The following is a 12,317-nucleotide window of genomic DNA, read 5'->3' as shown; positions in this document are numbered from 1 at the left end:
CGAGGGACCCAAGTTGCGCCGCGCCGTCTGTCCGGGGTCATTCGACCCCATCACCAACGGACATCTCGACATCATCGCCCGCGCCTCCAAGCTGTACGACGTCGTACACGTGGCCGTGATGATCAACCAGTCGAAGAAGGGCCTCTTCACGGTCGACGAGCGGATAGAGCTCATCCGCGAGGTCACCGCCGACTTCGGCAACGTCGAGGTGGAGTCCTTCCACGGCCTCCTCGTCGACTTCTGCAAGCAGCGCGACATCCCCGCGATCGTCAAGGGGCTGCGCGCCGTCAGCGACTTCGACTACGAGCTGCAGATGGCCCAGATGAACATCGGCCTCTCGGGCGTCGAGACCCTGTTCGTCCCCACCAACCCGACGTACAGCTTCCTCTCCTCCTCCCTGGTGAAGGAAGTGGCCGCCTGGGGCGGCGACGTCTCCCACCTCGTCCCGCCGACGGTCCTGCCGCGACTCACCGAGCGGCTCGCGCAGAAGTGACGCGCGGCCACCGCCGCTGACGCTCCGTCACCTGGTGTCGGACGGGCGCCGACTGCCCGTACAGTCGTCCCGTCCGTCTCCATCCAGCTGTAGAGAGTGGCGAGCACCAGGTGGACGTGCAGAAGAAGCTCGACGAGATCGTCGCGACCGTGCAGGGCGCCCGTTCCATGCCCATGTCGGCATCCTGCGTGGTCAACCGCGCCGAGCTGCTCGCCCTGCTCGAAGAGGTGCGGGAGGCCCTGCCCGGCTCCCTCGCCCAGGCCCAGGAGCTCATCGGGGGCCGCGAGCAGATGGTCGAGCGGGCCCGCCAGGAGGCCGAGCGGATCATCGAGGCCGCCCACGCCGAGCGTGGCTCGATCGTCTCCGACACCCAGGTCGCCCGCGAGTCGCAGGAAGAGGCCGACCGGATCCTCTCCGAGGCCCGCCGCGAGGCCGAGGAGGTGCGGGCCGAGGCCGACGACTACGTCGACTCCAAGCTCGCCAACTTCGAGGTCGTCCTCAACAAGACCATCGGCTCCGTCGACCGCGGCCGCGAGAAGCTCCTCGGCCGCGGCCCGGGCCTCGACCAGGACGGCTACGCCGACGCGGACGCCCCCGAGTACAGCGCCGACCCGCAGACCCTCATCCAGCGCGCCGACGAGTACGTGGACGCCAAGCTGGGCGCCTTCGAGGCCGTCCTCAGCAAGACCCTGGAAGCCGTCGGGCGGGGCCGGCAGAAGCTGCACGGCCGGATCGCCACGGACGACCTCGGCGAGCACATGGCCGCACAGGACGGCCTCGGCGGCGCGGCCCACACCAGCGACGCCGACTACCTGGCCGGGCTCGCGGAGCTCTCCGACCCCGAGCCGGCCCAGCCGCAGGCCCAGCCCCAGGCCCCGCAGATCCCCGCCCGGCAGCCCGACCCGTACGGCTACCCGCAGCAGCCCCAGCAGGACCCCGCCTATGGGTACCAGCAGCAGGACGCCTACGGTTACCAGCAGCAGGACCCCTATGCCTACCAGGGGCAGTACGGCGGCTACGAGCAGCAGCAGTACGCCCCCCAGGGCCAGATGCACGCCCAGCCGCAGCAGGCCGCCGCGCTCGACGAGACCAGCTTCTTCGACACGAGCATGATCGACCTGGAGCAGCTGCGCCGGTACGAACAGGGACAGTAAGGGGCACGGGGCCCGGATTGGGCCCTGAGCGAAGCGTCCAGTATCCTGGCTGTTCGGTCGCGCTATGTCCGCGATCCTTGCTGCCCACGTCTGGCAGCCCCTCTACGCCGCAGAACGATCCGAAAGCAGGAAGAGCCCTGAGCACGCGCCTCGACCACCGCAACCCCCTCGTGTTCGACACACACGAGCTGGGGCGGCGTCCTGGTGCCCTCCAGCGGCTCTCGCGTTCGGTCGAGGCGCCCGGTGGCTCCTCTGCACTCGGCGTCGAAGGAGTCATCGGAGTGCCCCAGGGCTCTCCGGTGGACATCGATCTCCGTCTTGAGTCGGTCATGGAAGGGGTGCTTGTCACAGGCACCGCCCGTGCATCGGCCGAGGGGGAGTGCGTAAGGTGTCTGGAGCCCGTCGAGCTCGAGCTCGACGTGGACTTCCAGGAGATGTTCTCGTACCCCGACTCCGACGACCGGGGCCGCTCCAAGGCGGCCGCGGACGACGAAGCCGAGGACGACGAGGACATGATCCCCCTCGAGGACGGCATGTTCGACCTCGAACCCTTGCTGCGTGATGCGGTGGTGCTCGCACTGCCGATGCAGCCGGTGTGCCGGGAGGACTGTGCGGGTCTGTGCTCCGACTGCGGAGTCAACCTGAACGAGAACCCCGACCACCACCATGACGCCGTCGACATCCGTTGGGCGGCACTGCAGGGACTCGCCGGTTCGCTGGGAACCGATGAGAAGGACAACATGAGCGGCAAAGCCTCTGACGGGGACGTCCGAAGCGCCGCCGAGAAGCAGGAGAAGTAGCCGTGGCTGTTCCGAAGCGGAAGATGTCGCGCAGCAACACGCGCCACCGCCGGTCGCAGTGGAAGGCTGCGGTCCCCACCCTGGTTTCGTGTGAGCGTTGCCAGGAGCCGAAGCTGCAGCACATCGCGTGCCCGAGCTGCGGCACCTACAACAAGCGCCAGGTCCTCTCGGTCTGAGTGGCTGGTGAGAGGCACGATGTCTGAGAACATCAGCGCAGCCTCGTCCCACACGCTTCTGGAAGGGCGGCTCGGGTATCAGCTCGAGTCCGCCCTTCTGGTGCGTGCGCTGACCCACCGTTCGTACGCGTACGAGAACGGCGGTCTGCCCACCAACGAGCGTCTGGAGTTCCTCGGGGACTCCGTGCTCGGCCTGGTGGTCACGGACACGCTGTACCGCACCCACCCCGATCTGCCGGAAGGCCAGCTGGCCAAACTGCGGGCCGCGGTGGTCAACTCGCGTGCGCTGGCGGAGGTCGGTCGCGGACTCGAACTCGGCTCCTTCATCCGGCTCGGCCGGGGCGAAGAGGGCACGGGCGGCCGGGACAAGGCGTCCATCCTCGCCGACACCCTCGAAGCGGTGATCGGCGCGGTCTATCTCGACCAGGGCCTCGACGCGGCGTCCGAGCTGGTGCACCGGCTCTTCGACCCGCTGATCGAGAAGTCCTCGAACCTCGGTGCCGGCCTGGACTGGAAGACCAGCCTCCAGGAGCTCACCGCGGCCGAGGGTCTTGGCGTCCCGGAGTACCTCGTCTCCGAAGAGGGTCCGGACCACGAGAAGACCTTCACTGCTGCCGCCCGCGTCGGTGGTGTCTCGTACGGCACCGGCACCGGCCGCAGCAAGAAGGAAGCGGAACAGCAGGCGGCGGAGTCCGCGTGGCGCGCGATCCGCGCGGCCGCGGACGAGCGCGCGGCGGCGGCGAAGGCCGCGGCCGACGCCGGCGGGCAGGACGGGGCCACCCCGGTCACCGCCTGACCGCGGCGCCGTGCGGCTGCCGCATTCCTTCAGCGGAGTTCTCCCGCCCGCCCCCGATCAGGGGGCGGGCGGAGCTGTTTCCGGGGGAGCGGGGCGGGCACGCGCCGGGCGGTAGGCTGACTGGGCCTGTTTCGGCGGACCTGGAGCCGCCGCCCCGTCCCCTTCCGGAGGAGTCCCGTGCCCGAGCTGCCCGAGGTCGAGGTCGTACGGCGCGGTCTGGAGCGCTGGGTCGCCGGACGGACCGTGGCCGAGGTCGAGGTGCTGCACCCCAGGGCCGTACGGCGCCACCCGGCGGGCGGCGAGGACTTCGCGGCCCGGCTGAAGGGGCAGCGTTTCGAGGGGGCGCGGCGGCGCGGGAAGTACCTCTGGCTGCCGCTCGCGGAGACCGGCACCGCCGTCCTGGGACACCTCGGCATGAGCGGTCAGCTGCTGGTGCAGCCCGAGGAAGCCCCGGACGAGAAGCACCTGCGCATCCGGGTCCGCTTCGACGACTCCGCGGGCAGCGAGCTGCGCTTCGTCGACCAGCGCACCTTCGGCGGGCTCTCGCTCCACGACCAGACCCCCGACGGGCTCCCGGACGTCATCGCGCACATCGCCCGCGACCCGTTGGACCCGGCGTTCGACGACGCGGCCTTCCAGGGCGCGCTGCGGCTGCGCCGTACGACGATCAAGCGGGCGCTGCTCGACCAGTCGCTGATCAGCGGCGTCGGGAACATCTACGCCGACGAGGCGCTCTGGCGGTCGAAGCTGCACTACGACCGGCCGACCGCCACCCTGACCCGGCCGCGCTCGGCCGAACTCCTCGGGCACGTCAGGGACGTGATGAACGCGGCGCTCGACGCCGGCGGCACCAGCTTCGACAGCCTGTACGTGAACGTCAACGGCGAGTCCGGCTACTTCGACCGCTCCCTCGACGCGTACGGACGCGAGGACGAGCCCTGCCGCCGCTGCGGAACGCCGATGCGGCGGCGCGCCTGGATGAACCGGTCCAGCTACTTCTGCCCGCGCTGCCAGCGGCCGCCGCGCGCCACCGCCTGAGCCGTCACGGCCTGACGGATCAGGCCCCGGCGCGTTCCGCGTCGTAGCTCTCGCGGGCGGTCATGACCTGGTCCATCCGCCCCTCCACCAGCTCGATCAGACCGATCAGCCGCTCCGCGACCTCGCGGCCGAGCGGGGTGAGCCGGTAGTCGACCCGGGGCGGGTTCGTGGGCTGGGCCTCGCGGTGGACGAGGCCGTCGCGCTCCAGTGCGTGCAGGGTCTGCGACAGCATCTTCTCGCTCACGCCGTCGACCCGTCGCCGCAACTCGTTGAAGCGGAACGTCCCTTCGTGCAGGGCGCCCAGGGTCAGGCTGCCCCAGCGGCCCGTCACGTGCTCCAGCGTGCCGCGCGAGGGGCAGGCGCGCGCGAACACGTCGTAGGCGAGGTCGTCAGTCATGCCCACCACCGTACTCGGCCACAGCGCTTACTGCCACGGGTGCGCTAACCAGTGGCTTGCGCTATCCAAAAGTTAGTGCTCTACTTCTGGTCATCACCCCGTACGCCTTTTCGAGGAGTCCTCTGTGACCACCCCCGTCGTCTCCATCGCCTACCACTCCGGCTTCGGCCACACCGCGGTCCTGGCCGAGGCCGTCCGTGACGGCGCCGCCGACGCGGGCGCCACCGTCCACCTGATCAAGGTCGACGAGATCACCGACGCCGAGTGGGAGCTGCTCGACGCCTCCGACGCGATCGTCTTCGGCTCCCCGACCTACATGGGCACCGCCTCCGGCGCCTTCCACCAGTTCGCCGAGGCCACCTCGAAGCGCTGGTTCACCGACGCCTGGCTGGACAAGCTCGCCGCCGGCTTCACCAACTCCGGCTCCAAGAGCGGCGACAAGCTGCACACCCTGCAGTTCTTCCAGACGCTCGCCGGCCAGCACGGCATGACCTGGGTCAACCTCGGCCTGAAGCCCGGCTGGAACACCAGCGAGGCCTCCGAGAACGACCTCAACCGCCTCGGCTTCTTCGCCGGCGCCGGTGCCCAGACCCACAACGACCTCGGCCCGGACGGAGTCCACAAGGCCGACATCGCGACCGCCGAGCACCTCGGCCGCCGCGTCGCCGCGACCGCCCGCACCTTCGCGGCCGGCAAGGCCGCTGCCTGACACCCCCGCGCCCGTACGCGGAAGGGCCCCGTCACCTCTTCCGGTGACGGGGCCCTTCGTCGTCGTGCGGGGCTCCCGGCCCAGCGGCCGAAGAAAAAAGGGCGGGCGCCCCGCCGACCTGGGGCGTCGGTCGCCGTCGTGCACCCTCGTACGGCCCTGGGACTGCCCGAGGTCCGACCTGGTGGACGGGCTCTGACGCCACAGCTCGGGATGCCGGTGGAGCGCGGTGGTGCCACGCTGGGAGAGGTCGCGCCGCTCCGAGCGTTCGGTTGACGACCCTGCCACACAAGGAGTCCGACATGGCCCGTGACGCAGTCCCACCCAGAACGGCCAATGCGAACCCACAGCCGTGGCACGCAGCCACGTCGGGTACGACAGTCCTCGCGGCATCACTGATGATCTTCGGTGGCGCGATGGGGATCTTCGAAGGAATCGCCGCCCTCGCCAAGGACGATCTGTTCATCGCGACGCGCCACTACGTGTTCGAGTTCAGCCTGACGGGCTGGGGCTGGGTGCACCTCATCCTGGGCATTGTCATCGTCCTCGCCGGGTGTGCCGTTCTCAGCGGAGCGCTGTGGGCACGTTTCTTCGGCGTGTTCGTGGCAGGGCTCGGTGCGATCGCCAACTTCCTGTGGGTGCCGTACTACCCCTTCTGGGCCCTGACTCTGGTCGCCGTCAACATCTTCATCGTCTGGGCTCTGTGCACCGGTATGCACAGAGAGGCTGACGCCGATCTGTAGGGCGTGGACGCAGTGCGGGCCGCCCCGGGTGCCGATCACGGCCCCGGGGCGGCCCGCATGCATGCGCAGGGATCTGACCTGCGGGAATCTCAGTAGCCGAAGTCCTGGGTCCACCACGGGCCGCCGTCGCCGAAGGCGACGCCCACGCCCAGGGTGGTGAAGTCGCAGTTCAGGATGTTGGCGCGGTGGCCGTCGCTGTTCATCCAGGACGCCATCACCGCCGCCGCGTCCACCTGGCCGCGGGCTATGTTCTCGCCGCCCATGGCCGAGATGCCCGCCTGCGCGGCGCGGACCCACGGGGTGTCGCCGTCCGGGTCCGTGTGGTCGAAGAAGCCGCGGGTCGCCATGTCCGCGCTGAACGCGCCGGCCAGCGCCGCGAGCTTCGCGTCCGCGCGGACCGGAGTGCAGCCCACCTTCGCGCGCTCGGCGTTCACCAGGCGGATCACCTCGGCCTCGGCGGCCTCGCTGCGGTCCGCTGTGGAGGTGACCGTGGCCTTCTCGGTCGGCGCCGCCGTCGTCGGGGCCGACTTCGGCGCGGGGGCCTTCGTCGTGGGGGCCTTCGTCGTGGGCGCGGCGGTGACCTTGGGCACCACCGGCTTGGCGGTGGGCGCCTTGGACTTCGTCGGGGTGGGCGTCGGCTTCGGCTTCGGGGTGGCCTTCGCGCTCGGCTTCGCCGACGGGGAGACGTGGATCTTTCCGCCGCCCGTCACCGGGCCCCCCGACTCCCCGGCGGGGGTCTGGGTGGCGCCGCCCTGCGTCGTCAGCTCCGGGGCCTGCCGGGTCTGGACCTGGCGCTCGCTCGTACCGGCGTTGCCGACGGTGAACGTGTCCCCGCCGGGAAGCAGACCCGAGGCGACGGCGACGGCGCCGACCGCGACCGCGGCCGAGGCGCCGAGCAGACCGGTGCGCACGGGCCGCCGCCGGCCGGTACCCCGGCGCGGGCGGCCCGAACCGGCCGCGTAATCTTCTGCGGCGGGTGTGGCGCCGGAGCGACGGTGGCGTCCCATCTGCTCTGCCTTCCTCTTGCTGGTCTTTGCTGATCTTTGCTGTCGGTATCGTTCCGGGTGACAGTCGAACGGCGCGCGCCCGAACGGGTGAGGCCTGTTCGGTCCGGACTGTACGCGATGAGAAGCGGGGGCGATGTGCTCATCCGGCAACCCGCCCGTTAGCGTGCAGCCATGAGTGACGACGTACGGATGACCGCCTGGGTGCGCGGCCGGGTACAGGGAGTGGGCTTCCGCTGGTTCACCAGGGCAAACGCCTTGGAGATCGGCGGCCTGGTGGGCTTCGCCCTGAACCTCGACGACGGCCGGGTGCAGGTGGTGGCCGAGGGGCCGCGTGAGAATTGCCACCGTCTGCTCGACTGGCTCCAGTCGGACGACACACCCGGACGTGTGGACGGTGTCACTGAGATCTGGGACACGCCGCGGGGCGGCTACGACGGCTTCGCCATCCGCTGACGATCACGCTCCGACACCCCGCCCGGTGACCGAGAGCGGCTCCGGGCGGACGCGCGGTAACAGGGGCGTGACCAGCGAAGCGCCTGATGGTTGCCATCTGACGCCGGGCGTGCAAGGCTGCCCGGTAAGGATGATCGCGACGCCCCCGATGCTCCGAGTTCGAAGGCCCCGCCGCCCGCTGAGCGGCCGTGGACTCCTCGGTAGCCCTTCAAACGGGGCGTGATCGTGTTGACCGTCAAACTTTTTGGTGAGACTCTGGAAGCCCCGCGCACCTTAGCTGTTTGGCAGTGGAACCGGCACGACAAGCAGTACTGCCGAGCACCGCGGGTGCGAATCCCTCACGACCCACACCGCTTCGGTCGGTCACTCATTGTGGAGGACCATCCATCATGGCAAAGGCGCTTCTCGGTTACGTCGGCGGCTCCGACCCGCGACTCCTCGCCGAGATGCGACGGCTTCAGCAGCGTGTCCAGGACCTCGAATCCGAGCTGGTACGGATCCAGTCCGAGAACGACACGCTCGCCGCTGCCGCCGCTCAGCACCAGGGAGAGTCGCTGCTGAACAGCATCGACCTCGACGTACCCCAGGCAGAGCCTGCGCTCACCTGACAACCCAGCCCCCAGGGGCCAGGTGGAAAGCATTCTCGTCGGCGCAGCCGAACACCAACCACAGCCGATCGTGCGGAACGACGCACGTGCACGACGGCTGGACCTGCAAGGGGCGCTCCGGCGTCCCTTCTCTCTTTCACCCGCTGTTTCCCCCGCGTCCCACCCCTCCTCATCCGAGGATCTGCCCCACGTCATCGCGGGTGAAACGCACGGGCCCCGGTAGAGTCCCCGGAGTGCACCTCAAGGCCTTGACGCTCCGCGGATTCAAATCGTTCGCCTCCGCGACCACACTGCGGTTCGAACCCGGAATCACCTGTGTCGTGGGCCCCAACGGATCGGGCAAGTCCAATGTCGTGGACGCGCTCTCCTGGGTCATGGGCGAGCAGGGCGCCAAGTCGCTGCGCGGCGGCAAGATGGAGGACGTCATCTTCGCCGGCACGACCGGGCGCCCGCCGCTCGGCCGCGCCGAGGTCTCGCTGACCATCGACAACTCCGACGGCGCCCTGCCCATCGACTACGCCGAGGTCACGCTCACCCGGATCATGTTCCGCGGCGGCAGCAGCGAGTACCAGATCAACGGCGACACCTGCCGGCTGCTCGACTTCCAGGACCTGCTCTCCGACTCCGGCATCGGACGCGAGATGCACGTCATCGTCGGACAGGGGCAGCTCGACTCCGTGCTGCACGCCGACCCGATGGGCCGCCGCGCCTTCATCGAGGAGGCCGCCGGAGTCCTCAAGCACCGCAAACGCAAAGAGAAGGCGCTGCGGAAGCTGGACGCGATGCAGGCCAACCTCGCGCGCGTGCAGGACCTCACCGACGAACTCCGCCGCCAGCTCAAGCCGCTCGGCCGGCAGGCCGCCGTCGCCCGCCGCGCCGTCGTCATCCAGGCCGACCTGCGTGACGCCCGCCTCCGCATCCTCGCCGACGACCTCGTCCGCCTCCAGGAGGCGCTGACCGCCGAGGTCGCCGACGAAGCCGCCCTGCTCGCCCGCAAGGAGGCCACCGAGACCGAACTGCGCGCCGCCCTCGCGAAGGAGGCCGACCTGGAGGCGGAGGCCCGCACCCTGGTGCCCCGCCTGGAGCGCGCGCAGCAGAACTGGTACGACCTCTCCCAGCTCGCCGAACGCGTCCGCGGCACCGTCTCCCTCGCCGACGCGCGCGTGAAGAGCGCCACCACGGCCCCCGCCGAGGAACGCCGCGGCCGCGACCCGGAGGACCTGGAGCGCGAGGCGACCCGCGTCCGCGAACAGGAGGCGGAACTCGAAGCCGCCCTGGAGGTCGCCGAACGCGCCCTGGAGGACAGCGTCGCCCACCGCGCCGACCTGGAGCGGACGCTCGCCGACGAGGAGCGCCGCCTCAAGGACCTGGCCCGCGCCATCGCCGACCGGCGCGAAGGCCTCGCCCGGCTGCACGGCCAGGTCAACGCCGCCCGCTCGCGCGCCGCCTCCGCCCAGGCCGAGATCGACCGGCTCGCCGCCGCCCGCGACGAGGCCGCCGAACGCGCGGCCGCGGCCCAGGAGGAGTACGAGCAGCTCAAGGCCGAGGTCGACGGCCTCGACGCGGAGGACACCGAGCACGGCGAGCGGTACGAGGCCGCCCGCCGCGAACTCGCCGACGCCGAGGCCGCGCTGACCGCCGCCCGCGAAGCCGCCGCCACCGCCGAACGCCGCCGCGCCGCCACCCGCGCCCGGCACGACACCCTCGCCCTCGGACTGCGCCGCAAGGACGGCACCGGCGCGCTGCTCTCCGCGGACCTCGCCGGACTCCTCGGCCCGGCGGCCGAACTCCTCACCGTCGCCCCGGGATACGAGATCCCCCTCGCCGCCGCCCTCGGCACGACCGCCGACGCACTCGCCGCCGACGGGCCCTCCTCCGCCGCCGAGGCCCTGCGCCTGCTGCGCAAGCAGGACGCGGGCCGCGCCTCCCTGATCCTGGCCGGAGCCCCCGAGCCCGAACCCGCGGCGGCGGCCCAGCGACACCCGTACGCCGCCGACCTCGTCCGCGGACCCGCCGAACTCCTCGGCGCCGTCCGCCGTCTGCTCGCCGGAATCGTCGTCGTCGGGGACCTCGACGAGGCCGTCGAACTGGTCAGGTCCCGGCCCGCGCTGACCGCCGTCACCGCCGAAGGGGACCTGCTCGGGGCGCACTTCGCGCACGGTGGCTCCGCCGGCGCGCCCAGCCTCCTCGAAGTCCAGGCCTCCGTCGCCGAGGCCGCCGCCGAGCTCGACGAACTGGCCGTGCGGTGCGAGGAACTGACGGCCGCGCAGGAGGAGGCCGCCGAGCGGCGGCGCCACGCCGCCGTGCTCGTCGAGGAGCTCGACGCCCGGCGCCGCGCCGGCGAGCGCGAGCGCTCCGACGTGGCCCAGCGCCTCGGGCGGCTCGCCGGGCAGGCCAGGGGAGCGGCGGGGGAGGCCGAGCGCACCGCGGCGGCCGCCGCCCGCGCCCAGGAAGCCCTGGAGAAGGCCACCGCCGAAGCCGAGGAGCTGGCCGAACGGCTCCTCGTGGCCGAGGAGACGCCGACCGAGGACGAGCCCGACACCGCCACCCGCGACCGGCTCGCGAGCGAGGGCACCCGGGCGCGCCAGACCGAGATGGAGGCGCGGCTCCAGGTCCGTACCCACGAGGAGCGGGTCAAGGGGCTCGCCGGACGGGCCGACTCGCTCGACCGGGCCGCCCGCGCCGAACGGGAGGCACGCGCGCGTGCCGAGCGGCGCCGGGCCCGGCTGCGCCACGAGGAGCGGGTCGCCGGCGCCGTCGCCGCGGGCGCCCGCGGCCTCCTCGCCCACATCGAGGTGTCCCTGGTGCGCGCCGAGCGCGAGCGGGTGGCGGCCGAGGAGGCACGGGCCGAGCGGGAGCAGGGCCTGGCGGCCGCCCGGGCCAGGGGCCGGGACCTCAAGGCGGAGCTCGACAAGCTGACCGACTCCGTCCACCGGGGCGAGGTGCTCGGCGCCGAGAAGCGGCTGCGGATCGAGCAGTTGGAGGCGAAGGCCCTCGAGGAGTTCGGCGTGGAGTCGGGCGACCTCGTCGCCGAGTACGGCCCCGACCAGCCCGTACCCCCGTCGCCGACCGCCGAGGGCGACCCGGAGGACGCGGCCGAGGCCCGGCCGCGCCCGTTCGTCCGTTCGGAGCAGGAGAAGCGGCTGAAGGCCGCCGAACGGGCGTACCACCAGCTCGGCAAGGTCAATCCGCTGGCCCTGGAGGAGTTCGCGGCCCTGGAGGAGCGGCACAAGTTCCTCTCGGAGCAGCTGGAGGACCTGAAGAAGACCCGTACCGACCTGCTTCAGGTCGTGAAGGAGGTCGACCTGCGCGTCGAGCAGGTCTTCACCGAGGCCTACCGGGACACCGCCCGCGAGTTCGAGGGCGTCTTCTCGCGGCTCTTCCCGGGCGGCGAGGGCCGGCTCGTCCTCACCGACCCGGACAACATGCTCACCACCGGCGTCGAGGTGGAGGCCCGCCCGCCGGGCAAGAAGGTCAAGCGGCTCTCGCTGCTCTCCGGCGGCGAGCGCTCGCTCACCGCCGTGGCGCTGCTCGTCTCGATCTTCAAGGCCAGGCCCAGCCCGTTCTACGTGATGGACGAGGTCGAGGCGGCGCTCGACGACACCAACCTCCAGCGGCTGATCGCGATCATGCGGGAGCTCCAGGAGTCCTCGCAGCTGATCGTGATCACGCACCAGAAGCGGACGATGGAGGTCGCGGACGCGCTGTACGGCGTGTCCATGCAGGGCGACGGCGTCTCGAAGGTGATCAGCCAGCGCCTCCGCTGAACGGTATTCCTTCAAGTTCTGAACTCAAGCACCATCGCTGTGCTCATAAAGTCACATGACATCGACTATTGACTTCGAAACTTGAAGGCATAGTCTCTGCAACGTTGCTTTTACCTTCACGTGGTGGGCGGCGTGAAGTTGTGCGCCACTGGAAGGGCTCGCCCGCCCCACCGAGGAGT

13 protein-coding genes are annotated in these 12,317 nt (G+C 71.1%); 11 read left to right on the top strand and 2 right to left on the bottom strand.

Features of this window, described 5'->3' with window-relative positions; all coding sequences use genetic code 11:
* Positions 1-13 precede the first annotated feature (13 nt).
* The 6 genes from coaD to mutM all read left to right on the top strand — a co-directional run bounded on the left by coaD (position 14) and on the right by mutM (position 4,457).
* Positions 14-493, top strand: coding sequence for a pantetheine-phosphate adenylyltransferase (gene coaD, locus ACFYX3_RS18140; protein ID WP_382661778.1), 480 nt, complete (start codon positions 14-16; stop codon positions 491-493).
* 110 nt (positions 494-603) lie between these two features.
* On the top strand, positions 604-1,647 hold the full coding sequence (locus ACFYX3_RS18135) for a cell division initiation protein (RefSeq protein WP_389014206.1): 1,044 nt from the start codon (positions 604-606) through the stop codon (positions 1,645-1,647).
* A gap of 137 nt (positions 1,648-1,784) precedes the next feature.
* Positions 1,785-2,447 carry a DUF177 domain-containing protein gene (locus ACFYX3_RS18130; RefSeq protein WP_376593881.1) on the top strand — a complete coding sequence of 221 codons (663 nt, stop codon included), beginning with the start codon at positions 1,785-1,787 and terminating at the stop codon, positions 2,445-2,447.
* A gap of 2 nt (positions 2,448-2,449) precedes the next feature.
* The gene (gene rpmF, locus ACFYX3_RS18125) at positions 2,450-2,623 is read left to right on the top strand and encodes a 50S ribosomal protein L32 (protein ID WP_015036448.1); all 174 of its coding nucleotides are present in this window, start codon (positions 2,450-2,452) and stop codon (positions 2,621-2,623) included.
* Between the two features lie 19 nt (positions 2,624-2,642).
* Positions 2,643-3,419, top strand: a complete 777-nt coding sequence (rnc, locus tag ACFYX3_RS18120; protein WP_376593867.1) for a ribonuclease III — start codon at positions 2,643-2,645, stop codon at positions 3,417-3,419.
* A 177-nt stretch (positions 3,420-3,596) separates the two neighbouring features.
* Positions 3,597-4,457 (top strand): bifunctional DNA-formamidopyrimidine glycosylase/DNA-(apurinic or apyrimidinic site) lyase, encoded by an 861-nt coding sequence (gene mutM, locus ACFYX3_RS18115; RefSeq protein ID WP_389014201.1) that lies wholly within the window; start codon positions 3,597-3,599, stop codon positions 4,455-4,457.
* Between the two features lie 19 nt (positions 4,458-4,476).
* Here mutM and ACFYX3_RS18110 read toward each other — a convergent pair whose 3' ends face one another.
* The gene (locus ACFYX3_RS18110) at positions 4,477-4,854 is read right to left on the bottom strand and encodes a winged helix-turn-helix transcriptional regulator (RefSeq protein ID WP_389014198.1); all 378 of its coding nucleotides are present in this window, start codon (positions 4,852-4,854) and stop codon (positions 4,477-4,479) included.
* A 124-nt stretch (positions 4,855-4,978) separates the two neighbouring features.
* On the opposite strand from ACFYX3_RS18110, the gene ACFYX3_RS18105 reads away from it, so the two are divergent.
* Both ACFYX3_RS18105 and ACFYX3_RS18100 read left to right on the top strand, forming a co-directional pair.
* On the top strand, positions 4,979-5,563 hold the full coding sequence (locus ACFYX3_RS18105) for a flavodoxin family protein (RefSeq protein ID WP_116158639.1): 585 nt from the start codon (positions 4,979-4,981) through the stop codon (positions 5,561-5,563).
* A 299-nt stretch (positions 5,564-5,862) separates the two neighbouring features.
* Positions 5,863-6,303 carry a hypothetical protein gene (locus ACFYX3_RS18100; protein WP_389014194.1) on the top strand — a complete coding sequence of 147 codons (441 nt, stop codon included), beginning with the start codon at positions 5,863-5,865 and terminating at the stop codon, positions 6,301-6,303.
* Positions 6,304-6,392: 89 nt separating this feature from the next.
* Here ACFYX3_RS18100 and ACFYX3_RS18095 read toward each other — a convergent pair whose 3' ends face one another.
* The gene (locus tag ACFYX3_RS18095; protein ID WP_389014191.1) at positions 6,393-7,310 is read right to left on the bottom strand and encodes a CAP domain-containing protein; all 918 of its coding nucleotides are present in this window, start codon (positions 7,308-7,310) and stop codon (positions 6,393-6,395) included.
* A gap of 171 nt (positions 7,311-7,481) precedes the next feature.
* On the opposite strand from ACFYX3_RS18095, the gene ACFYX3_RS18090 reads away from it, so the two are divergent.
* The 3 genes from ACFYX3_RS18090 to smc all read left to right on the top strand — a co-directional run bounded on the left by ACFYX3_RS18090 (position 7,482) and on the right by smc (position 12,138).
* Positions 7,482-7,763 carry an acylphosphatase gene (locus tag ACFYX3_RS18090; RefSeq protein WP_116158637.1) on the top strand — a complete coding sequence of 94 codons (282 nt, stop codon included), beginning with the start codon at positions 7,482-7,484 and terminating at the stop codon, positions 7,761-7,763.
* A gap of 389 nt (positions 7,764-8,152) precedes the next feature.
* The gene (locus tag ACFYX3_RS18085; protein ID WP_030690660.1) at positions 8,153-8,371 is read left to right on the top strand and encodes a hypothetical protein; all 219 of its coding nucleotides are present in this window, start codon (positions 8,153-8,155) and stop codon (positions 8,369-8,371) included.
* A gap of 233 nt (positions 8,372-8,604) precedes the next feature.
* Positions 8,605-12,138, top strand: a complete 3,534-nt coding sequence (gene smc, locus ACFYX3_RS18080) for a chromosome segregation protein SMC (protein WP_389014186.1) — start codon at positions 8,605-8,607, stop codon at positions 12,136-12,138.
* Positions 12,139-12,317: the final 179 nt, after the last annotated feature.

This window comes from Streptomyces sp. NPDC002463 (genome assembly GCF_042889835.1).
Taxonomy (GTDB): Bacteria; Actinomycetota; Actinomycetes; order Streptomycetales; family Streptomycetaceae; genus Streptomyces; species Streptomyces nymphaeiformis.
The sequence above is the reverse complement of the archived record's forward strand: the minus strand, read 5'-3'. Positions and strand labels throughout refer to the sequence as shown.